The following is a 23,752-nucleotide window of genomic DNA, read 5'->3' as shown; positions in this document are numbered from 1 at the left end:
TGGTAAAAAACAGTTTTATAAGCAATAACCACCTATGCAGACAAGGTTCAGGAACAGTTGTCACCACCTCGTGCTACTTGAAAGATCTTTATAGTTTTATAGAACTTTCCATCTCTTCCTTTAGCAATGATCACTACATAGGGTTCAACATAGTTTTTTGCTTTAAACTTCAAAGCGTAATCCATTTTTGTACCTTTTGGTATAGAGAATACAGCGACAGTAGAATATGGGTTTGCATTGGTTAAAAGTGCCATGGATTCAAGATCCAGATCAGATTTTATTTCAATGTTTACCGCAGCACCATTACTAACAATCTTCGGCATAGTAATCTCAAAATTACCTTCATAATATGCTACGTCACCATAGAGTGTTTCAGCTGCATCAGTGACTGTTTTTGCCTTCCAAAGTTTCGGATGACTCTTTGTAAAATTACGTACTTTATCATTCTCTAAAGAGATTTCGTGTCCCACAGGCATAGATATAACCTTGATCTTAGTACTTTGCCTCTCTTTTTTACCATGATTGTCTGTGATAGTCAATGTCACGTTGTTATCTGTTGCAAAGTTCGTTGTATTTACTATGATAAGAGGGTTTCTACTTAGATTAGCACTGTTTGACATATCAAACACAATCCTCTCTCCAACTCTAAGTGTTATATGTTCTATAAAATCAATATTGATTCTTTTTTTTGTTGCCTGCTCCTCTGTCAACATAGGATTTTTGATCAAAAACTTCACTCTGAGCTCATCCCCCTTTTGTATAGCTTTTATCTTCATATCTGTAGGACCATCTCTATCAATGTAATTAGATCTTTTATTCACATTTAGCTCTCTTACAATTTCTTTGATCTTTCTTACGTCTTCCTTGAGTTTTCTGCTTTCACATTTTTTATTTTCTGTCTTTTTGTGTGATGGAGGGTAGAGGCTTTCAAGGTACTCGATGACGCTACAGTTACTTCCATAATTTGCCCATGTTAATGGTGACTCTAGATTTCTGCATGTTGCGTTATAGGGGACACCTTTTTCTATAAGATACTTTACCATATCAAGACTACCGTCTTGTGCAATAAAGTGCAAAGTAGTACAATCATCTTTATCCCTAATCGTCACAGGTACACCATATTTTACAAGTACTTTCATCGCTTCATTTTGTTCAGTAAGTGCAGCGAGGAACATACTTTTTTTAGTTGGCTTTCCTCCACACTCAAGCAGTGCTTCAAGTGCCATTACCTTGCCCACTCTTGCTGCGATCTCCACAGGTGTGTACCGTTCATGACCAGATACATTAGGATTTGCCCCAAGATTACATAGGCGTTTGACCTCTTCTGGATCATTTTTCATTACAGTTTTATAAAGCAGTGTTTGAAGCTGATCCTTGCTCAATTTGTTAGAGACAACAATATTTGAAGTTTTTTTCTTAACAGAAGACAGCTGTTGTTCTATATGAACCATATCCTCTTTTAGATCATAGACTTTCCCCCGATTGCCAGTAGTAAAACTTACAAGCTTATTATCCATTTTTATAAGTGCTGTGGTCCATGGTTTCGTTTCAGAAGGCAATACATTAACCACCTTACATTCACTGATACTGCTAACAGAAACACCTTTAGGCCCCTCTGCTCTATAAATAAGATCATCTTCTATCACCAACGTATTACGATGAATAAACTCGTGAAGTTTACTCTTTTTCACTGTTTTTAACTCACAAATATTTTGTAAAGTATGATCTTTTTCTAAATGATACACACTCATACCATGATCATGATGTGTATATACTAAAAAATCATCTTTCACACGTATACTGTAGACTTTTTGATTGTGAAGAGCCGTGTTTGTTACTATTTTTGGTATTTTGGGGTTACTCACGTCTAAAATTTTTAATCTTCGAGCATCACTGAAATATAATTTTTTATCCAAATAAACCATCATTCTCATAAAATTTTTCTGTTTTGTTGTAGAGATCAAGTACGGTTCTGCAGGTTTTGAGACATCATAGATATGTAATGCTCTTTTGTCTTCTTTTATTCCATGTGTATCGGGTATATACAATACGCTCTCATTTACTGCAAGAGAATGAATTGCACTACCAAACTTTAAAGTTTTTAAAAGTTTGGGTGAAGTTTTATCTTTGATATCAACTATACTCACCCAGCCTTTTTTGCCTTCAAGATAATAATCTGCCTGTGCAATATAAGCTATATTATTTTCAATACTCACATCACGTGCTCTTCCTGGAAGTATCAGTTTAGATATAACTACAGGGTTGGAAGAATCTTTAACATCTACAATATAAAGTCCCTCATTTCCTTTGGCAAGATAAAGATAATTATCTTTTACAAAAATACTCTCTGATTTGAGATCCTCCAGAGCGATAAGCTCCTGTGTAGGTACAGAGTTCAAGTTATTATCAGGATCAGAGGCAAAAAGTATATTCACTTCTTTGGTATTAAGTTCAATACTGTCTCCTGTTTTAAGATGGTAAAGTTTCTTTCCCTGCCAAACGATATCTTCTCGTTTTACCTCTTGCCCAAAGATAATAAAATCACTGTATTCCCACGGATATGATCCATCATACCCCAAAATTGAATCCCTGTTTACTTTATGCGAATGCAATGTCACCTTATCGTGACCCCAATGAGAATCAAATATCAAAATATCATTACCTGAACCTGTATCTAAAGTATCATTACCCTTACCTGGATAATAAATGTCATTACCTGTCGCATCTTCAACCCAGTTATCTCCTGTACCTAAAATACCTGCCGTATCTCCAGCATTACAGACAATAGAGTGGTTTTTATTACCAAGTGCAAGTATGATCTCATCCTCATGATCAGGACATCTTGAATTGATATTCCAATGGATCACTGTTCTAAAGTCAATATCGACCTGGATTAATTTGTTTTTCTGACTAAAGGTGTTAAGTAAAATAGTCTTTGGAAAATAATTGTTCTTTTGCCCATCTTTTATAAATGCTTTGAGTGAAGCTACAGAGTTTATATCAGCATAAGCAACATTATAAAAAGAAAGAACAATCAAGAATAAGTTTAAAATAATTTTTTTCATAAATGATTCTACAACAATTTTTATTTGATGTAATTAATTTTATATTTATACGTCACAAGTGAATATGGTATAATCCCAATTATGAAAACGACACGAATAGATATACATAACCACACAACACGTTGTAACCATGCTGAAGGTACTGTTGATGAGTACATCCAAAAAGCCATAGAATTAGGCATAGATATTTATGGATTTTCTGAACATGCACCGATGGATTTTGACCCGAATTATCGTCTGTCTTTTGAAGAGATGCAAGCATACACAGATGATATACTAAGCGCAAAAGAGCGTTATAAAAATGACATAAATATACTATTGGGTTATGAAGTGGACTATCTTCCAGGACATATGGACGACAGGGTTTTAAATGCAAAAGTTGACTATCTTATAGGCTCTGTACACTTCATAGATAAATGGAGTTTTGATAATCCTGAATTTATCTCTGGATGGAAAAACAAAAACATTGATGAGATATGGCAAGCCTATTTTGAAGCAACAGAAGCGATGGCAAAAAGTGGAAAATTTGACATCGTAGGACATCTTGACCTTATCAAAGTATTTAAATTTATGCCAAAGCAAGATATAAGAAGCTTGGCAAAAAATGCACTTCAAGCCATCAAGAGATCTGATATGGTTTTAGAGGTCAATACTGCTGGTATACGTAAACCTATCGGTGAACTCTATCCATCAGGTACATTATTGGAAATTGCTTATGAATTGGATATCCCAATCACCTTTGCTTCAGATGCACATGCTGTAGATCAAATCGGTTTAGGATATGATCTTGCAACCCTGGTGACAAAAAAAATTGGTTACACGCAAGCTGCTACTTTTCAAGGCCGTGATAGAGCATTGGTTAATTTTTAAACACAAAATTCAAGTCCTAAAAAAGCTTAAATATACAATTGATTAATTTTTAGACAAAAAAATTGTCTCCTCTAAATGATTACTCGCTATAATGAACATATAATTTAATTTAGGAGAAATACATGGGTAATTTTGTGAACAACACAGAAGAGTTTTTTAAATATTGTGAAGAGAATGAAGTAGAGTTTGTAGACTTTAGATTTACAGACATTAAAGGTGCATGGCACCATATCAGTTATAGAATGAGTGCTGTAACTGCAGAACAACTTGATGGTGGTCTTCCGTTTGATGGTTCATCTATCGAAGCTTGGCAGCCGATCAACAAATCAGATATGATCCTTAAGCCTGATGTTGAGACTGCATTCCTAGATCCTTTTACAGCTGACAGTACGATCATTATAGTCTGTGACGTTTATGACATTTACAAAGGTCAAATGTACGAAAAATGTCCAAGATCGATCGCTAAGAAAACACTTGAGTATCTTGAAGAAGCAAACATCGGTGATGTAGCTTACTTTGGACCAGAAAATGAATTCTTTGTCTTTGACAACGTAGAGTTCAGAGATGACATCAACTCTGCCTACTATAAGGTAGATACTGAAGAGGGTGGGTGGAACTATGATACAAAATATGAACAAGGGAACATGGGTCACAGACCAGGTACAAAAGGCGGATACTTCCCGGTAATGCCTACAGATTCAGGTGTAGATTTAAGAGCTGAAATGATGTTGCTTCTTGAAGAGGTAGGTCTTGAAGTGATGCTTGGTCACCACGAAGTAGCACAAGGTCAACACGAAATTGGTATCAAGTTCGGTACACTTATCGAAGCAGCAGATAACGTGCAGAAATATAAGTATGTTGTAAAAATGGTAGCACACCTTAACGGTAAGACAGCAACATTTATGCCAAAACCGCTTTACGGTGATAACGGTAACGGTATGCACGTACACCAGTCTATCTGGAAAGACGGTAAAAACCTTTTCTATAAACAGGGTGAGTATGGTAACCTAAGTAAAACAGCGCTTGATTACCTAAGCGGTATCTTTAAGCACTCTGCAGCAGTTTCTGCATTTACAAATCCATCAACAAACTCATACAAAAGACTTTTACCAGGATTTGAAGCACCATCGATCTTGACTTACTCAAGTCAAAACAGATCAGCTGCTTGTCGTATCCCTTATGGTGCAGGTGAAATGGCTACAAGAATCGAGACAAGATTCCCAGATTCAACGGCATGTCCTTATCTTGCATTTGCTGCATTGATGATGGCAGGACTTGACGGTATAAAACATGGTGGTTATGAGATGGTCGGACCGATGGATATCGATCTATTTGAACTTAGCCTTGATGAAATTAGAGAGAAGAAGATCCCTCAAATGCCTCATACATTAAGAGAAGCAGTTGAAGGGCTTATCGCAGATAATGACTTCTTGAAGCCTGTATTTACTTCTGACTTTATAGATACATTCCAACACTACCAGTTTGAAAGACAGATCTGGCCAGATGAAGGTAGACCAACAGCATTTGAGTATATGACTACATACTCTTGCTAATATCTTCTCGATCTCATTTCCCCGATCTCCGGGGAAATACTTATTTTATTCTACCAACAATTTAACTACTTATTTCAAAATAAAATCACTAAGCTTTTTAGCTATAATACTTTCTCAAATAAAGTATATTTAATACAAGGGAAGCTTTGGGAATACTTACCCCAATGAAATAAAAAGGTACAGCACATAATGGAACTCTTCTATGATATTTTAAAACAACTTATACGGGTTCCCAGTGTAGTTGGAGCAGAACACTCTTTTTTTATGTTTTTAAAAAGAGAGCTTGAAGAACTAGGTATCACCGTAGAATATTTTGATGGAGTCCTTGTCTCTAAAGGAAATGATCCTACCTGTGGATATATGTCTGCTCATGCAGATAGGCATGGACTCATTTGTACCGGACACAATGAATTTCAATATGCTGCCTTTGTTGCAAAAAATCAAGTAGATTTAAAAGGTATTTTAAACTCGGATGAACTTTTAGATAACCTTACAGGTAGATTTGTAAATGAAAAAGTACAAGCCTATGAACCTTGGTCTGGAAGCTATTTGGGATTAGGGGTTATTAAAGATGCATTTTTATGTGAAAGACGGAACAATGTTATCTTTACGATAGATAATTTTGACCATCTTCTCCCCGGTACACCCATTGCATTTATGGACAAACTTGAAATTAAAGATGAGTTGATCTCTGCTCAATTAGACAATGTCATATCTGTTGCCATAATCCTATATATGTATCATAGGGGATATAAAGGAACAGCCTTCTTTACTGCATCAGAAGAAGCTGGTAGAAGCTGGAGATTTTTACTCGAATGGTTTAGACGATTTGATCTGACCACCAATGAACTTTTAGTACTTGATACCAGTCCTTACAGTACTTTGGAAGATATGACCCATCTTGATGTCGTATTTAGACAAAGAGATGCAAATGGATATTTTAGATCACCGCTTAAAAGTAAAATGAAAAAAATAGCCCTTGAAGAAAATATTAAATATCATTATAAAGATGCTTATTTAAAAAATAAAATGACACAAAATGGAATCAAACGCTCGCTTGGTACTACTGAGTTAGGAAGAATTATTCATGCATCAAAAGGAAAAATACAAGGTACAACCTTACAATTTCCAACGATTGGATATCATACTGTTAATGAAATGACATCAAATAGATCAGTTGAAAGTATGATAAAGATCTTGACAAAGCTTTATATTTAAAATAATACATGAGTGTTTAAAAAGAAAGCATACTGTTTCAATTTTATATACAAACAATGATGAAGCGGGTACTGCCTATGTTATTCTACAAGAATATAAACGTTGTAGAAGAAGGTGATGTAAGAGTACTCAAAAGGTTTAAAGAGTTAAGAGAATTATTCTCTTAACTCTTTCTACTTCTTAAAGATCGAAGGTTCCTCTTCTTTTTTTACAAATGTAAAATAGCTCCACAGTACGGTTCCATAGACAAAAATAGACATCATTACTACTCCCGTAGTCACCACTTCAAAGAGCTCTTTATACTCAAATGATGAAGGAATCATATGTACAAGGATGATAGAAAGTGCACCCTTCATCCCTGAAAAAGTGAGGATAAACCACCCTTCAAAACCTACCGGTTTGATCTGCTCAAGCTTACTGCCCCAAAAAGCAAACTTTGCCATAGAGATCGCACGGATTAATGTTGTAATGATAAACATCATTAATATCTCTACTTTATACTCCCAGAACTTCTCAAGACTTACCATCTCTGCTAGAACAAAAAAGATCATTACCGCTGCGATATATCCAAATTCTTTTGCCATCTCATAGATATACTCCATGCGTTCAGAAGTTGTTGAATCAATACCATGCAGACGAAGCTTCTGCAAAAATGTTTTGCTCTTTTTAGCTTTCACTTCATCTAACGTCTTAATATCAATATCAATCCAAGCCTTAGTTGCAATGATCGCCGTGATCAATGTCAAGATACCACTGACATGAAAGTGCTCAGCTACTACATATGAGAGATACGCTTCGATGATAAAGACAAAAAGCTCTCCTCTCTTATCATTGATCAGTTTCATCAGCATATAGAAGAGTTATCCAAGCCCTATCCCGATCCCCATACTCACTGCAAAGACACGCAGTGCATCCATTGTCGCTTCAGCAGCATCAATCGTACCACTCATCATCCAAGGAAGTCCGATAAAGAAAAAGGCAATGACCGCAGTGGCATCATTACCCAAAGATTCACCCTCGATCAAAACTTTGATATCATGCCCTATACCTTTAAATCGTGAAAGTACCGACTGCACACTGACAGCATCAGTAGCCATATTGATCGCAAAGAGTGAGACGTAGGCACCAAGTGTAAGACCTTCAAAGATCCCGAAGTAATACATACTCGCCCCGGCAGTGATAGAAAGAGCCACAGCGATCACTGCCAGATAGAAGATACTCCAACCATGTTTTTTAATGTCACTAAAATGCAAATGTAAAGCATCACCCATAAAGATAAGCGGTATACAGAACAAAATGATCGTATCAAAATATTGTGGCAGGTCTATAGGTACAGCCATAGGTACATAAGTGTAAATCGTATAAGAACCGATCAATAGTAAAAAAACGGAAGGTATTTTAAATTTATTGGCCAGTGCATCTGAAAATACGACCAGTCCAAGTATAGTGATAAGTATGATCCCCGGTGCGAAACTATGCATCATTTTCCTTTAATATTATTATTTTAAGAGCTTTTTCATTTCAAGCAGGCTTCTATAGCCTTTTTGACAAACCATATGCCCATCTTCATCTATAACGACAATAGAAGGAAAGGAATTTGCCCCCATAGAACGTGCTTTTGCAAAGTCATGTTCCATCAAAACCTGCGCTCTTTCACTTTCATAAAATGTTCTAAATGATTCCCTCTCTGATGTTATGCTGTTAAGCAAGTCTATTAAAACCTCTACTTTTGTTATATCTTCATTTCTGGTATAAAATGCTTCTTGTATCATATGTAAATACGTAAAAGCTTTTTCCATCCCAAAAAGTTCACGCACTGTTATGATAGCTTTGCATGCAGGATATGTGTCGTAGTCAAAAGACTCTTTTTCAAATAAACCATTTGAAAATGCTTGTCCCGTTCTTTGAGATACTTGTTTCCAATGTCCACTAAGATACTCTTTTGATCTGTCATTCCAAGGCATTTCACCTTTTGTACGTAAGCCGCCTAAAAGTAAAGAGAAACTGTACTCATCACCTAAAGTTGTACGTAGTTCTTCTATAATCGGAGCAAACCCCCAACACCATGAACACATCGGGTCAACAACAAAGATTAACTCTTTTTGCATCCTAAAACAGTGTACCACTATCGTTGGAAACAGGTGTCAAAGGCACTTTCCGTTTAGGATGCAAAGGATCATCTTCTTCCAAAATTTCTTCTTCATCTTCTGCAGACACTGGTTCTTCATCAATATTGATCGTAGGTGCAAATCCTATCTCTCTATCTTCAGTGATATTTGTCTCTTCTTCTAAGAGTTGATCATATTCATCATAATTTTGTACTGTTTTTTTGTAACTGTCAGGTAGTGGGGAATTTTGTGTGTAAAGTTCTGATTTACCTTCATACTCTCCTCTAAATACACCTTCAGGTATGTCAAATGTCCGCTTTGTTTCAGGATACAGCTCTAATAATTTTTTATAGTAAAAAGCAAATGCCGGTGCAGCCAAAGCACCTCCGGTTGCTCCCTTTCCTATACGTGTATTGTCATCTCTACCAAACCAAACGATAGTTTCTATGGTTGGAGAGTATCCGCAGAACCATGCATCTATGTTATTGTTAGTGGTTCCTGTTTTTCCTGCAAGTTCTATGCCTTCTACCCTCGCATTTCTACCTGTACCTCTTTTAACAACGTCTTTTAATACATCTGTCATCAAGTAAGCCTGTTCTGGCGTGGTAAAGTTTTCTATCTCTTTAGGACGTGTTTCATAGATCACAGCACCTTCTTTAGAGATGATCTTACTCACTAATCTAGGTGCTATCATATGACCTTCATTTGCGAAGACTGAAAATATCTGTGCCATCTTCAGTGGACTTAGCCCAAGGTTACCCAATGCGATGGACATGTCTCTAGGAATATGAGGTACATCTAAAAATGCCAATCTTTTACGAATGGTACTCACACCCAGATCAGACACTAAGTTAATCGTCGCAAGGTTACGTGAATGTACCAGTGCTTCTCTGAATGAAACAAATCCTTGAAAATCACGCTCATAATTTTTAGGTGCCCAAATTTTTGGTTTACCATTCTGATAGTATTGAAATGTTCTTGCAAGGTCTGTCAATGGACTTGCAGGATTATATCCCATGTCCAATGCAGTTTGGTAAATAAACGGTTTAAATGCAGATCCGGGCTGACGTTTGGATTGTGTCACACGGTTATATGCAGATTTTTCATAATCTGCCCCGCCAACCATCGCCAAAATATCACCTGTTTTACTCTCTACTGCTACAAAAGCAGCATTTAATGTAGAGGTTTCAGCTTTCTCTTTATATTTATCGAGTGCTTTTTTATAGGCAAAATCAACTGCCTCTTTTGCAATAGCTTGCTGTTTCATATCTACAGTCGTATAGATCTGATAACCACCGGTACGAATGTCACCTAGTTTTCCTTTAAAACGTCTCAATACTTCATCTACTATGCCAGGTGCTATATTTTGTGTTAAAGAGGTCTTATAGACTTTAGGTGATTCTTTAACTGCTTTAAGATAATCACTTTGAGTGATCCACCCGATGCTTTTCATACGATAGAGTACATTATTGGCACGGTCTAAAGCACGTTTGTAATGCTTAAGTGGATTATAGAAACTTGGAGCATTTGGTAACCCTACCAAAATAGCCGCTTCTTTGAGTGTTAACTCATTAAGCTCTTTATGAAAGTATCCGTTTGCAGCGGTTTTAACACCAAAGTAGTTATTTCCATATGATATTTCGTTGAGATACCGCTCAATGATATCTTCTTTGCTTAACTCATGTTCTATTTTCAGTGCTAAGATGGCTTCTTTGATCTTACGGGCAAGTTTCTTTTCGTTTGAGAGTATTTTATTCTTGATAAGCTGTTGGGTCAGTGTACTTCCACCTTCAACAAAAGCACCAGCTTGAATATCTTTGACTATTGCTCTGAGTATCGCATCCGGGTTCACCCCATTATGTTCAAAGAACTGTGTATCTTCCATTGCCACAAGTCCTTCAACGAGAAAACCGGGGATTTCATCATAGCGTGCATAAAGGCGGTGTTGATCTTTAAAAACATAAGCAAGTTTCTCACCGTTTCTGTCATAAACGATCGAAGAGGTTTCTGGCTTATAGTTAATGAGTTTATCTGCATCTAACGATATCTCTTGATAAGCATAAATAAAAGCTGCAGTCAGTGCTACACCAAATAGTATGGCTAAGATAATGGAACCTTTTACTAAACTATGAAACACGCAGACCCTTTATGATGAATATATACATTTTTTTATTTTTAATGCTTATTGTACCGTGTTATGGCTAATGAGTGCTAACGCATGTCTGATCTTTTTAACAGAGACACCCAAATTCAGTATCACCCTTATGATAGGCTTTTCCACCGTAGGCTGACGGATTGCTCCTACCAGATACCCTTGAGCCATCAACCCTTTCTGCACAAACAATGCATGCTCATTACTTGGCATCTCTATAGGCACAATGAGACTTTGACAGTTGATACCCAACTGTTTTCTTACTGCCATTTGGCGTTCCAAGATCTTCTTTGTATATTTTTCTGCATTTTTACGTATATGTTTTACATTGACCAGTGCCAGTGCCGTATCAAACACAGAAGGTGCAGTAGAATAGATGATAGGTTTTGCTCTGTTTTCCAGGAAACTTATGACATTTTTGGAAGCCAAAATATATGCCCCATAAGAACCATAGGCTTTACCCAATGTCCCCATCTTTATATGTCTTTCATTGATCCTAATCCCATAATACTCAAAGATACCCAGCAGTTTTAATCCAAGTACGCCTGCACTGTGTGCTTCATCAACGATGAGCAGTGCTTTAACTTGATCAGCAAGGTTAAATATCTCTTTCTTACAAAGATCTCCACCCATAGAGTAGACACCTTCCACTGCAATGATCTGTCTTTTAGCCGGATGTGCCGCCAACTTCTCTTTTAAGTCTTCAACATCATTATGGGCAAATGTGACTACCCTGTCTCCCAAAAGCTGTGAAGCCATCACACCAGAAGCATGATACTCTTCGTCCATAAAAAGTATATCACCTTTACGAACCAGTGATTCTATGAGCGCCATATTTGCAAGAAACCCAGAACCTACCACAATCCCTTCTTCAAAACCATTATACTCTGCCATGGTCTGTTCAAACATTCTGTGAATAGGATGGTATCCATTCACCAACATACTGGCTTTGGAGCTTACTGTATCATATTCATTGACAAGTTTTACTGCTTTTTTAAACTGTTTTTTATTCAATGACAAACCCAGATAATCATTAGAAGCCAAGTCATCCAAACTCTCATCAAAAAGTTTACGCTCTCTAAATCGTCCCGCTTTTTTGAGAGCTTTTAATTCGTTTTCATACATATTAACTTCCAACCTTTATCCATGGCAATAATGTTTCCACTTGTAGTCCCATTGCCGTACTCTCATAACCATCTACAGATTTGATGTATTTTTTGCAAAAGCCTTCAACCATACATCCCCCTGCTTTACCCTTCCATAGTCCACTCTCAAGATATCTTTCCAGATCATCTTCATCAAACTTTGAAAAATGATAATACGTTGCTGAAATATCTGAAAAAGCAAGTTTTTTTGCTTTGTAGTGTACAGAGGAGATAATAGAAATAATAGAGTCGCTTTGTATGTTCAATATACGTCTTGCATCTTCTACATTTTTGGCTTTTCGTAAGATAGTTCCATCAGCATCTGCGATAACAGTGTCTGCACAAAGTAGAGGTATATCCAATCCGAACTCACGGACAGCTGCATCCAATTTACCTTTACTTGCCATATAGACAAAATCTTTTGCTATGGGCATAGTGATCTGCTCTTCATCATAATCGACTGACTTTTGAATGAAATCGATTCCAAAGTTATTGAGAAGCAACGCCCTGCTTTCAGAAGATGAACATAAACAAATCATAACTATTTTTTATCCTTCACTCTATATACGTGACTAGTCACGTGAGCCTTCTGCTGAAGAAAACTCAGTGTTAACGTAGGAAAATGGACTTTGTTCATTTCCCATCCCATCAATGAAACATAGGTAGATCATTACAGTCCTCTAAGAGATACACCTAACCATAATGCTACGATTCCTAACACAATATTGATAGGTAAAAGTAAATTAGGAATAAAACTCATCTGTGCTTTAGCGAGTGCAACTTCACCTTTAGAATATAGCTTCCATGCTTTTGCACGTTTGATATACATGTAGGTGTAATTAACTGCCATGATCGTCCAGATAATCTCTTTTGAAAGAAAAAATGATTTTAAATCACCATGATGTCCACCTGTAGCTATAGCCATCATCAAACCCGTGACAAATAAAATCGCAATGAACAGCATGACAAGATTAAATAGTCTACCTGTTATCTGCAAAGTAATACCTAATCTCTGTTTGGGTACTAACATAGAAGACATTACATCGTTTTGCAACATCTCCCCTGCAGTCACTCCACCTCGTTGAATTACGGGATGAACTGCCACACGTATCACTATCATTCCACCTACCCAAATAAAGGCAGATAGTACATGTAAAAAGACAATTAAATGTCCATAGTTGTTAAATAGTTCTGTCATGCTAATTTCCTCCTTCTAGGATTTCACTTAAATAAACTTTTGATTCTTCTAACGCTGTCGTGATCTTACTTGGGTCTTTCCCCCCTGCCTGTGCAAAGTCAGGACGTCCACCACCACCTCCCCCAACGATCGGTGCAATAGTTTTGATCCAGTCACCTGCTTTGATCGGCGTATTTTTAGACCCTGCCGCAAGCATAACTTTGTCACCTTTTTTCATGAAAAGCATCACTGCAATATTGTCATATTTGTTTTTAATCTCATCTATCATGGTTTTAATGTCACCATTTTCAACTTCTTCTATGATGACATTTATACCATTAATCTCAACGGCACTCAACTCTTTTTGACTGCTGCTCAGTGCAGAAGCTAGTTCACCCTTCAGTGCTTTCACCTGCTCTTTGAGTTTAGCGATACCTGCTATCGGATTTTGGTTCTTAAGTTCGATTTTAATCTCATTTAATTCATCTCTCAGTGCAGTTACCGCTTCTCTTGCAGCATTTCCACAAATCGCTTCTATACGTCTTACACCTGCACTCACACCACTCTCTTTAGTGATCATAAAAAGACCTATCTGAGAAGCATTCTCTACGTGTGTACCACCACAAAGTTCTATAGAGTCTCCGGCAAAACTTACCACACGTACTTCATCACCATATTTCTCGCCAAAGAGTGCCATAGCTCCAGAGTTCTTCGCTTCATCTACAGACATCACTTCTGTTTTACCTGCAATAGCTCTAGAAATTTTATCATTCACCCATGCTTCCACTTTGGCTATCTCTTCTGCTGTCATCGCCTGTGGATGAGAAAAGTCAAAACGCAATCTTTTGTCGTCATTGAGTGATCCCGCCTGTGCGATGTGGTCACCTAGAATGTCTCTCAGTGCTGCATGAAGTAAATGCGTCGCTGAGTGATGTTTTTCTATCTCAGCACGTCTGTTATCTACCACTGCTTCCACTTCATCCCCTACAGCGAGTTTACCTTTTACTTCCGAAAGGTTTATCTCTAAGAATTTTCTCGTGTCAAGTACTTTTACATCTGCATTAAGTGTTCCACGATCACCTGTCTGTCCACCTGACTCTGCATAAAATGGTGTTTTGTCAAGAAGTACCCAACCCTTGCCATCGATACTCTCTACCTGTTTAAAATCTTCATCTAGCAGTGCCAATACTTTTGCCTGAGCGGTGTTGCTCGTGTAACCTACAAACTCATTGTTGTCAAACTTCTCTTTAAGTGCTTTAAAGTCACCTGTTTCTGCAGCGTCACCTGTACCTTTCCAATTCGCTTTGGATTGTGCTTTTTGCGCTTCCATCTTTGCATCAAATGCATCGATATCAAGTTTGATATTTTTCTCACGTAGCATATCTTCTGTAAGGTCAAGCGGGAAACCGTACGTATCATACAGTTTAAATGCCACTTCACCATTGAATACGTCAGAAGTATTTTCTAATTCTTCATTAAAAAGTTTGATCCCCGCTTCAATCGTATCAAAGAAACGCTCTTCTTCCATTTTCATAGCTGTTTTTATCGCTTCAGCTCTACTTGTAAGATAGTCATATTGCTCACCCATCAGATCAATCAGTGTATCAACTAGTTTATACATAAACGGTTCACGTAACCCCAGTAAGTACCCGTGACGAATCGCACGACGCATAATACGACGAAGGACATATCCACGCCCCTCTTTGTCAAAGTTCACACCCTGTGCAAGTAAAAAAGAACATGAACGCAAGTGGTCAGCGATAACACGGTAAGAAGCAGAATTTGCTGCATCAAAGTCATAAGGTGCACCTACAAGTTCACCGATCTTCTCCAAGAAAGGCATGAAAAGTGATGAGTGATAGTTGTTTAACTTGCCCTCTTTGATCGCAACCACTCTCTCAAGTCCCATACCCGTATCAATACTAGGTTTTGGAAGTGGATTGAGTGTACCTGTTTCATCACGGAAATACTGCATGAATACCAAGTTCCAGATCTCTAAAAATCTATCACCCTCTCCGCCCATTTTATCTTCCGGACCACCAAAGTTTTCTTCACCTTGATCATAGAAAATTTCAGAACAAGGACCGCAAGGACCCGTGTCACCCATCTGCCAGAAGTTATCTGAATCACCAAAACGAAGGATACGATCTGCTGCTATATGCTTTTTCCACAGTTCTTCAGCTTCATCATCGCTATCATGTACAGTCACCCATAGTTTATCAACCGGAAGGTTCAAATATTTCTCGTCTGTAATGAACTCCCATGCATACGCAATGGCTTCTTCCTTGAAATAATCCGCAAAAGAGAAGTTCCCCAGCATTTCAAAAAGTGTATGGTGACGTGCTGTATACCCTACATTATCAAGGTCATTGTGCTTTCCACCTGCTCTTAAACAAGTCTGTGAAGAAGTAGCACGAGGTGTTGCAGGGATAGGTGCTTCACCTGTAAAAATGTTCTTAAACTGTACCATACCTGCATTGGTAAACATAAGTGTTGCATCGTCTGGTACGAGTGGTGAAGATGGTATGAGCTGATGCCCTTTACTTTGAAAAAAGTCTAGAAATTCTTTTCTGATATCCATGATAAAATGATCCTAAAATTGTGTTATAAAAATTAGTGATATTTTATCTAAAATGTGGTTATTGGTAGGTAAAGAGTAAAATTTAGCAAGACTATACGTTCTATTTCAGTACATACAGCCCCAGTGCGGATAGGTTCAAGCATATAATACACAATAATTATGTTATCTTTGTGTCATCATTCAACTATTTTTTTATGAATAAAGTTTCATTGTATTCCACTTCAATAAGAAGGAAAATATATTGTGCAAGAGGTATCATTAAGTGTATCAAAATACTCTAACCAACCCAAATTTTCTGTAGTACTTAATATTTTAGTAAATGGGGAACATATATAATCTAGCCCAGCTACACCATTATAATTTTCATCCTCAATATACAGTTCATCTGTAACAACTGATAAATCAAAATAGCAACTATCGCCTCTAGGATCAAAATCAAAATCCCCATCAGAACCTCCATCACCCGTATTCCCAAAATAACCACTTTCGCAATCATAAGGTACTCCATTTACACCAAATCCCAAATCATCAGTGAGATAATATACATCTAATACAGCTTCAGGATTATCACTACTTCCTCCACCACAACCACTCAATACCAATGTTGTTATCCCCACAAAAAGCACACTCACAATTTTTTTCACTATAAACCCTTTTACTTTAAAATTTAAGAAATAATACTTAATAATCGTGTCAGATTTGTGTCAATAACTCAGCAATTTTTTCACTGCCATTTTTTTCAACGATCTCCATAAGTCCCTTACTCTTATCTGACAGATTCTCATCCAACAGTGCCAAGACCTTTTCCGTATCTATCTCGTTTTCTCTCATAATCCATGCAAGATCTTTTTCTACCAAGAACTGTGCATTATGGAACTGATGGTCACTTGCAGCATAAGGGTAAGGAATGTAGAGTGTAGGTACCGCCGTAGCAGAAAGTTCCCACAGTGTTGACGCACCTGATCGTGCTATGGCAAAATCTGCTTCATTCATATAGTCTGCCAGTTTGTCCGTAAAACCGAACACTTCAGCTTCTATACCTAGATCATCATAGGCTTTTTGTACCTCATCAATGTTGTTCTGTCCAGCCTGATGGATGATTTTGATCTCTCTCTCTTTGAGTTGGGGTGCTATCTGTAAAGCCAGACTGTTGATAGCCTTTGCACCTTGAGACCCTCCAAGAAAGATGATCGTATGAACTTTGTCTCGTATACGGGCATTCTCGAAAAATACCTGTTTGATCGGATACGCTTTGATGGGACTCTCTTCGAGATATGAAGAGATGAAGGCTGCAGCATGAGGTTTGAGTAATTTATTGAGTGAACCCAGTGCTGCATTTTGTTCATGTATAACCAAAGGGATGCCTAATATCTTTGCGGCAAATGCAGTAGCTGCCGCAGAGAAGCCACCTACAGAAAAAACCACTTTAGCCTTATGTTTTTTTAATAGCTTGATGGCTTTCACTGTTGCTTTAGCCAACATAAAAAGAGATTTTACTTTACCTGAAGCACCTTGGTTTACCACGCCACGTGTCTCAAAAAAATATTTGTATGTAAAGTCATCATCATTTTCAAACCACTGTTTATCTTGCCCTTTGGTTGAACCAATATAGATAAGTTCTTCATCATCTAAATGTTCTTTAACTGCTTTAATGATGGCCAAATGTCCACCTGTTCCCCCACCTGTCATCACGATGCTCATCGCATTCTCCCCCTACTGTCTCTTGGCACTTTTTTAGATATCATCAACACCATACCTATAGCGATACAAGAAGCCCATATATGTGAACCCCCATAACTTAAGAACGGTACGGCAATTCCTTTAATAGGTGTAATGCCTGAGATACCATAAGTATTCACAATAAATGCCAATGCAATAAGCAGCCCTGCTCCTATGGAAAAAAGATAATACATAGGACTTTTCACTTTTGAAGCTATTTTGAAAATACGAAATACAATAAATAACATCGTTAGTGTTACCAAGGTAAGCCCTAAAAACCCTAACTCTTCTGTAATACCTGCCAATATAAAATCTGTATGCACTTCACTTAAATAGCCTAATTTAAACTGTCCATTACCCAGACCTTGCCCGAAAAAGCCACCATTATGAATAGCATTGAGGGAGTTAGATATCTGATAAGGCTCTTTTCCAGCCTCTATCCGAAGGCTTTGTGCTGCGTCAAAAGGCAGAACAGAAAGTATATTATCCTGTACCGTTCCCCACCAACTTTTTATCCTTGCCATACGGTGAGGGGCAAAAAAGATAAGCCCTATGAATGCTGTAAGTCCAGCAGTAATGAGTGTGAGAAAAAATTTCCATGAACTACCGATAAACAAGAACAGTATCGTCAATGTCACACCCAAAACAACCACTTGACCTAAATCTTTTTGGAATACAGCAATGAGAACTACAGCTACAAGAAAGACAAAAAGGTAAGGAGTAAAAGCACGTACTTCTTCCCAAAATCCCATTTTTGTCTTGTCAAGTAATTTACGAGAAAAGCTCCATGATAAGAAGAAAATAAATCCTACTTTGAAGAACTCAACAGGTGCGATCGACATTGGTCCTACACGTATCCATCTTTTAGCCCCTCCGACTGCATTAACCAAAGAAGAAGGCAAAAATTGCATCACGATCATCAAGATAAAAAATACAAAAAAGAGTAAAAGCCCTATTCTGGAAAACCATCTGTCAGGATCCATTTTACTCAAAAGCACCATCGTTATGAAACCTATAAACACAGCCATGCTTTGTCGTATAAAAAAGTGAAAATCTGAATAATGAAAGTGTACTACTGTATATGTTGAGAGAGAATAACTCATCACTAATGAAAGTGTCAAAAGTACCATGACACCAGCTAACAAGGGTTTGTCTATCATATCGTTTTCTCTTTTATTAAGTTATAATCCATATTAATTAGTATTTTATCAAATTTAATAGATAACTTTGATAAAATTATACTCTTATAAGAGGGAAATATGAATACAAGAGCTAAAGATCAGTATACTAAGGCACTAAATGCCGAATCATAAAGAAATACAAAATAAAGCAATACATCAAAGAAAGAACAAAATATCTGTTCTTTTTTTATTCTTAGTGCTTTTTATGGGTATTTTCTTATTTTCAGTCCTGAATACCATCTCTTCAGACAGACGTATTCCCAGCCACAATACTACCATTTATGACCGTTCATTTCGTGGGGCTATCATCTCTGCAGATGATTATACACTCAGCAGTTCAGAAAAAACCTATCAGGCAGTGGTACGTGGAGCGAGTATAGATCCTGACAAAAAAGCACTTTTTGTCAAACTCTTTAGTATCTATAGCGGAATCCCTGAAAAAAAGATTCTTAAAAAATTTAAAAATCGTAAAGGCCAAGAGATAAAAGGTAATATTATCCTCTCTAAAACCATTCATGCACGCTCCGCTATGCAGCTCAAATCACTCGCTTATAAATTACAAAAATTGGATGTCTTTCAGCCTATCAAAACACGTAGTGGCATAGAAGTTGTTTATGGTTTGGATATCATTGAAAATGGTGAGAGCAGACGTTTTCCTCTTAAAGATGTGTTAAGTCCCATATTGGGTTATGTAGGTGATAAGAGTGATGGTAGATATACTCGTCCATCAGGGAAAAAAGGTCTTGAACGGGCATATGAAAAACATATCACATCCAAAAAAAATGGGTATTTTCAGGGTAAACGTGATGTGGTTGGTGCAGTCATCCATGACAAAAACAGTATTAAGATGCAACGTGTAGATGGGCTGGATCTTCATCTCAACATTCCACTTGCTCTACAAAGACGTGTTGAACTCATGATCGATCAAATGAAACTCAGCATTGATGCCGATGAGATCATTGTAGGTATCATGGAGAGTAAAACAGGTAAAATACTAAGTTTGGCAAGTTCTGAACGTTACGACCCTTCGTACATTAGGCAAAAAGATATCGCTGCACTCGTACCGAAATTTACAGAGTACCCTTATGAGGCAGGTTCCGTACTTAAACCTCTTACCATTGCAATGGCACTTGACAAAAAGAGAATCACCCCTGATACATGGTTTAAGACAGGATATAAGAAATTTGACATTACAGGTGGTCAGAGTGTAAGTGATGATGATTATTTTGAGTCTCTTCCCGTAACGGATATTATTGTGCACTCTTCCAACATCGGTACATCTCAAATATCATGGCTACTTACAGGCAAAGAGTTTAGAGAGGGCTTACTCAAATTTGGTATTGCCCAAAAAACAGGAATAGACCTCACTCGTGATCTGCCCGGTTCGCTTAAACCACTTAGATTACTCGATCATAAAATGCATAGAGCCAACTCTTCCTTTGGTTATGGTATGATGGTAACTTTCACCCAACTCATGAAAGCCTACTCAGCTTTCAACAATGATGGTTTAGCCATGACGCCACGCCTTGTAGACTATCTGCAGGATGCCAAAGGAAACCACTATACACTGGAACCGGAAATAGGTAATGTACAGGCTGTCAATAAAAAGTCTGCCGGCCAGGTACATGACATTCTTTTAGAAGTGGTCAAACGAGGTACTGGAGTTAAAGCACAGTACCCAGGTTTGGAAATAGGTGGGAAAACAGGAACCGCACACATCGCTAAAAATGGTCGTTATGTGAGAGAGTATCACAGTAGCTTTTATGGTTTTGCCAATGACAAAGAGGGTCATAAATATACGATCGGTGCGTTGGTGATACGTGCTAAAAAACCCTATAAATACTTCGCATCACAATCAGCTGTACCTACATTTAGAAGAATGATTGACATACTTGTAGAACTGGATTATCTTAAACCTGAAGGTGGATTGGAAGTATCCAGTCCGGAAATCAAAGTAGAACCAAAAATCCCTCCTAAGATCATACATGAACCAACAGTAGTGCAAAAAGCAGAAGAGAAAAAGGTGACGGTAGAGCCAGTAAAAAAACCTGCACCGACAGTGAAAGAACTTTTTAAAATTGAAAAAACACCTACTCCAAAACCTAAACCAGTGAACACAACACCTGCAAAAGATAAATCAACACAAGAACTTTTTGAAGATCTATTTTAGATCCACAAATTATCGATCAATCTAGGCTTGCCTACCCATGCTGCAGCGAGGATGATCGTATTACCTATCTCTACCGTGTCAAGTGCTTTGAATTCTCTGTCTACTATAGCCACATATTCAACCTGATCTGTCTCTTCAAGTACAGTCAACATCTCTTTTTTGATCACTCCTACATTGAGCTCACCTGCCATGACCATTTTGGTCGCACGTTTGAGTGAACGGGCAAGAGAGAGTGCACGTGTTTTTTCCTCACCTTGCAAGTAGACATTACGACTACTCAAAGCCAAACCATTCTCATCCCGTATAATTTCACAGGGAATGATATTTACATCCATAAAATAGTTTTTAACCATTTGCTTGATGAGTGCCAGCTGTTGCGCATCTTTTTTCCCAAAGTAAGCATTGTGTGCACCACTGAGATTAAGAAGTTTCATCACTACTTGTAGCATACCATCAAAATGCCCTGGACGCTTTTCACCTTCCAAAATGTACCCACGAATAGCAGGTGCACTTATACGTAGTTCATCATCTTCATACATAGCATCTATGGTAGGCATAAAAAGTATATCTACACCTGCCAATTGACATATCTTTGTATCTGCTTCTTCTTTACGAGGGTACGCATCTAAGTCTTCCCCTTCCAGAAACTGTGTAGGGTTGACAAAGATGGAAACAATAACATGCTCATTTTCTTGTCTGGCTTTTTGGATCAGTGAAAGATGTCCTTTGTGTAGTGCTCCCATCGTAGGTACAAAACCTATAGAACCCAATAATATTTTTTTTGCTTCCTGTAAAGCCTCTATTGTCCGAACAATAACCATCTCTAACCTCATATTTCACTATATTTTGATAAAATCATATCAAAATTACACTAGGTTTTTACTATGGATGCATATGAATACAGCGAATTACTTAAATCACTTACTATCAAAATGGATAATATTAAAAATATTGTAAAACCTGATCTCTTGCAAGAGAGACTAAAAGAGATAGAAGATATGCAGCAAGACCCTGACTTCTGGAACGATGCAGCCAATGCAGGAAAAATTTCTCAAGAGAAAACCAAAGCTGAACGTATATTGGAGACCTATAATAATGCGTATGATGCAGTGCATGATGCCAGTGAGTATTTTGAACTCTCCAAAGCAGAAAATGATGAAGAGACCTTGGAGATGCTTTATGAAGATGCCCAAAGCCTACAGGAAAATACCAATGCTTTAGAGGTACAGATAATGCTCAGTGGTGAACATGACGGTGCCAATGCCATCGTCTCCATACACCCAGGAGCTGGTGGAACTGAATCACAGGATTGGGCCAGTATGCTTTACCGTATGTATTTACGTTGGGCAGAGAGACATGGATTTAAAGTCGAAGGACTTGACTATCAGGCTGGAGAAGAAGCAGGTATAAAAGATGTCTCTTTCATCATAAAGGGAGAAAATGCCTATGGCTACCTCAAAGTTGAAAATGGTATCCATAGACTAGTACGTATCTCTCCTTTTGATTCCAATGCCAAGCGTCATACTTCATTTTCTTCAGTGATGGTATCACCGGAGATAGATGATGACATAGACATTACCATCGAAGACAAAGATTTACGTGTGGATACGTACCGTGCCTCGGGTGCAGGTGGACAGCATGTTAACAAAACAGAATCAGCCATCCGCCTTACCCATATACCTACAAATATCATCGTACAGTGTCAAAATGACAGAAGTCAGCATAAAAATAAAGCTGCAGCGATGAAGATGCTAAAATCCCGTCTTTATGAGTATGAGATGGCTAAGAAACAAGCTGTTTTGGATGGTGTAGAAAAATCAGAAATTGGATGGGGGCACCAAATACGCTCTTACGTGATGCAACCTTATCAGCAAGTCAAAGACACAAGGTCCAACCAGGCTTTTACAAATGTAGATGCCATCCTTGATGGAGATATAGATAAACTGTTAGAGGGTGTACTTATCGCGCAAGCAAGGTAGGTAGGTATAAAGTGGCTTTTTCTACTTTTGTTCCTCATCCTCTTTCTTCGTATATTTAGAGATCGTTTTTGTGATCACAATAGCTGCAACAAAAGCCAAAAGCACCATAGAGGTAGTATAGAGTACATTCATTACATCTATTTTCATACTTTCTCCTTGAGTATTTTATCTTCGATCTTATAAGAAACATCACAGCGTGCTTCCATACTCTCATCATGGGTCACCAGTAAGAGTCCAGCACCTGTCTCTTTAATATAATCCATCAGTACATCCATCACAAGTTCTGCAGTCTCTTTGTCCAAGTTCCCTGTAGGTTCATCTGCAAAAATGATACGAGGATTCTTACTCAATACCCTTGCGATAGAGACACGTTGCTGCTGACCACCTGAGAGTTCACCTATTTTTTGTTTCATCAGTTCTTTGATCTCTAGTTTTTCAAGTATGGTATCATCGATCTTCTCCGCACTTAACATACTGGCCACCTCAACATTTTCCATTGCAGTCATACCTTTAAACAAGTAATGAAACTGAAAGATGATCCCTATATCATAACGTCGTAGTGCTTCAATAGCCTTATCATCAAGGCTGTAAAGATCTTTCCCAAAAAGTGTTACACTGCCTTTATCAGGTTTGATAAAAGTTGAAAATATATGTAAAAGTGTAGACTTTCCACAGCCGCTTCGACCGATGATCGCTGCACTTTGTGATGGTTTTAAAGAAAAGTTTACATCATGAAATAAAAGGGTATCAAACCCGTGGGAAATATTTTGTGCTTCCAATAAAAATTGGGACATCTGCTGCCTTTAAACTATTTTACAAGTGTGGACTTTGTTC

Annotated in this window: 20 protein-coding genes; 5 read left to right on the top strand and 15 right to left on the bottom strand. The window is 37.7% G+C overall.

Features of this window, described 5'->3' with window-relative positions:
* Window positions 1-47 precede the first annotated feature (47 nt).
* Complete coding sequence (locus ABZC96_RS00415) at window positions 48-3,065, bottom strand: ankyrin repeat domain-containing protein (RefSeq protein ID WP_373028278.1); 3,018 nt, start codon at window positions 3,063-3,065, stop codon at window positions 48-50.
* Window positions 3,066-3,146: 81 nt separating this feature from the next.
* On the opposite strand from ABZC96_RS00415, the gene ABZC96_RS00410 reads away from it, so the two are divergent.
* The 3 genes from ABZC96_RS00410 to ABZC96_RS00400 all read left to right on the top strand — a co-directional run bounded on the left by ABZC96_RS00410 (window position 3,147) and on the right by ABZC96_RS00400 (window position 6,706).
* The gene (locus tag ABZC96_RS00410; RefSeq protein WP_373028277.1) at window positions 3,147-3,935 is read left to right on the top strand and encodes a histidinol-phosphatase; all 789 of its coding nucleotides are present in this window, start codon (window positions 3,147-3,149) and stop codon (window positions 3,933-3,935) included.
* 122 nt (window positions 3,936-4,057) lie between these two features.
* A complete protein-coding gene (gene glnA / locus ABZC96_RS00405) occupies window positions 4,058-5,488 on the top strand; it encodes a type I glutamate--ammonia ligase (RefSeq protein WP_373028275.1) in 1,431 nt (476 codons plus the stop codon).
* A gap of 189 nt (window positions 5,489-5,677) precedes the next feature.
* Complete coding sequence (locus ABZC96_RS00400) at window positions 5,678-6,706, top strand: peptidase M42 (RefSeq protein ID WP_373028274.1); 1,029 nt, start codon at window positions 5,678-5,680, stop codon at window positions 6,704-6,706.
* Window positions 6,707-6,879: 173 nt separating this feature from the next.
* Here the strand turns inward: ABZC96_RS00400 and ABZC96_RS00395 are convergent, their stop codons facing one another.
* From ABZC96_RS00395 to ABZC96_RS00345, 11 genes are all read right to left on the bottom strand, one after another.
* On the bottom strand, window positions 6,880-7,557 hold the full coding sequence (locus ABZC96_RS00395) for a hypothetical protein (protein WP_373028272.1): 678 nt from the start codon (window positions 7,555-7,557) through the stop codon (window positions 6,880-6,882).
* A gap of 9 nt (window positions 7,558-7,566) precedes the next feature.
* The gene (locus ABZC96_RS00390; protein WP_373028271.1) at window positions 7,567-8,187 is read right to left on the bottom strand and encodes a cation:proton antiporter; all 621 of its coding nucleotides are present in this window, start codon (window positions 8,185-8,187) and stop codon (window positions 7,567-7,569) included.
* Between the two features lie 18 nt (window positions 8,188-8,205).
* Window positions 8,206-8,814: a DsbA family protein gene (locus ABZC96_RS00385; protein WP_373028270.1), complete on the bottom strand. Its 609-nt coding sequence runs from the start codon at window positions 8,812-8,814 to the stop codon at window positions 8,206-8,208.
* A 1-nt stretch (window position 8,815) separates the two neighbouring features.
* Window positions 8,816-10,951, bottom strand: a complete 2,136-nt coding sequence (locus tag ABZC96_RS00380; RefSeq protein ID WP_373028269.1) for a transglycosylase domain-containing protein — start codon at window positions 10,949-10,951, stop codon at window positions 8,816-8,818.
* A gap of 45 nt (window positions 10,952-10,996) precedes the next feature.
* On the bottom strand, window positions 10,997-12,091 hold the full coding sequence (locus tag ABZC96_RS00375; RefSeq protein WP_373028268.1) for an aminotransferase class I/II-fold pyridoxal phosphate-dependent enzyme: 1,095 nt from the start codon (window positions 12,089-12,091) through the stop codon (window positions 10,997-10,999).
* A gap of 1 nt (window position 12,092) precedes the next feature.
* Complete coding sequence (gene maf / locus ABZC96_RS00370) at window positions 12,093-12,650, bottom strand: septum formation inhibitor Maf (protein WP_373028267.1); 558 nt, start codon at window positions 12,648-12,650, stop codon at window positions 12,093-12,095.
* 131 nt (window positions 12,651-12,781) lie between these two features.
* Window positions 12,782-13,309, bottom strand: coding sequence for a hypothetical protein (locus ABZC96_RS00365; protein ID WP_373028266.1), 528 nt, complete (start codon window positions 13,307-13,309; stop codon window positions 12,782-12,784).
* A 1-nt stretch (window position 13,310) separates the two neighbouring features.
* Window positions 13,311-15,869 carry an alanine--tRNA ligase gene (gene alaS / locus ABZC96_RS00360; RefSeq protein ID WP_373028265.1) on the bottom strand — a complete coding sequence of 853 codons (2,559 nt, stop codon included), beginning with the start codon at window positions 15,867-15,869 and terminating at the stop codon, window positions 13,311-13,313.
* 221 nt (window positions 15,870-16,090) lie between these two features.
* The gene (locus tag ABZC96_RS00355; RefSeq protein WP_373028263.1) at window positions 16,091-16,513 is read right to left on the bottom strand and encodes a hypothetical protein; all 423 of its coding nucleotides are present in this window, start codon (window positions 16,511-16,513) and stop codon (window positions 16,091-16,093) included.
* Between the two features lie 49 nt (window positions 16,514-16,562).
* Window positions 16,563-17,570, bottom strand: a complete 1,008-nt coding sequence (gene murG / locus ABZC96_RS00350) for an undecaprenyldiphospho-muramoylpentapeptide beta-N-acetylglucosaminyltransferase (RefSeq protein ID WP_373028261.1) — start codon at window positions 17,568-17,570, stop codon at window positions 16,563-16,565.
* Complete coding sequence (locus ABZC96_RS00345) at window positions 17,567-18,748, bottom strand: FtsW/RodA/SpoVE family cell cycle protein (RefSeq protein WP_373028260.1); 1,182 nt, start codon at window positions 18,746-18,748, stop codon at window positions 17,567-17,569. The genes murG and ABZC96_RS00345 overlap by 4 nt, the downstream gene beginning before the upstream one ends.
* 139 nt (window positions 18,749-18,887) lie before the next feature.
* On the opposite strand from ABZC96_RS00345, the gene ABZC96_RS00340 reads away from it, so the two are divergent.
* A complete protein-coding gene (locus ABZC96_RS00340) occupies window positions 18,888-20,939 on the top strand; it encodes a penicillin-binding transpeptidase domain-containing protein (protein ID WP_373028259.1) in 2,052 nt (683 codons plus the stop codon).
* On the opposite strand, the gene panC is transcribed toward ABZC96_RS00340, so the two are convergent.
* The gene (panC, locus tag ABZC96_RS00335; protein ID WP_373028290.1) at window positions 20,936-21,760 is read right to left on the bottom strand and encodes a pantoate--beta-alanine ligase; all 825 of its coding nucleotides are present in this window, start codon (window positions 21,758-21,760) and stop codon (window positions 20,936-20,938) included. The two genes, ABZC96_RS00340 and panC, sit on opposite strands and share 4 nt — an antisense overlap.
* A gap of 63 nt (window positions 21,761-21,823) precedes the next feature.
* Between panC and prfB the strand changes: the two genes are divergently transcribed.
* Window positions 21,824-22,918, top strand: coding sequence for a peptide chain release factor 2 (gene prfB, locus ABZC96_RS00330; protein ID WP_373028257.1), 1,095 nt, complete (start codon window positions 21,824-21,826; stop codon window positions 22,916-22,918).
* 21 nt (window positions 22,919-22,939) lie between these two features.
* Here prfB and ABZC96_RS00325 read toward each other — a convergent pair whose 3' ends face one another.
* Both ABZC96_RS00325 and ABZC96_RS00320 read right to left on the bottom strand, forming a co-directional pair.
* Window positions 22,940-23,065 (bottom strand): hypothetical protein, encoded by a 126-nt coding sequence (locus ABZC96_RS00325; protein ID WP_373028256.1) that lies wholly within the window; start codon window positions 23,063-23,065, stop codon window positions 22,940-22,942.
* Complete coding sequence (locus ABZC96_RS00320; protein ID WP_373028255.1) at window positions 23,062-23,712, bottom strand: ABC transporter ATP-binding protein; 651 nt, start codon at window positions 23,710-23,712, stop codon at window positions 23,062-23,064. The genes ABZC96_RS00325 and ABZC96_RS00320 overlap by 4 nt, the downstream gene beginning before the upstream one ends.
* Window positions 23,713-23,752 lie beyond the last annotated feature (40 nt).

Origin of the sequence: Sulfurovum sp. (genome assembly GCF_041551015.1) — a bacterium.
Taxonomy (GTDB): domain Bacteria; phylum Campylobacterota; class Campylobacteria; order Campylobacterales; family Sulfurovaceae; genus Sulfurovum.
This window is presented reverse-complemented; position numbering and strand designations above follow the sequence as displayed.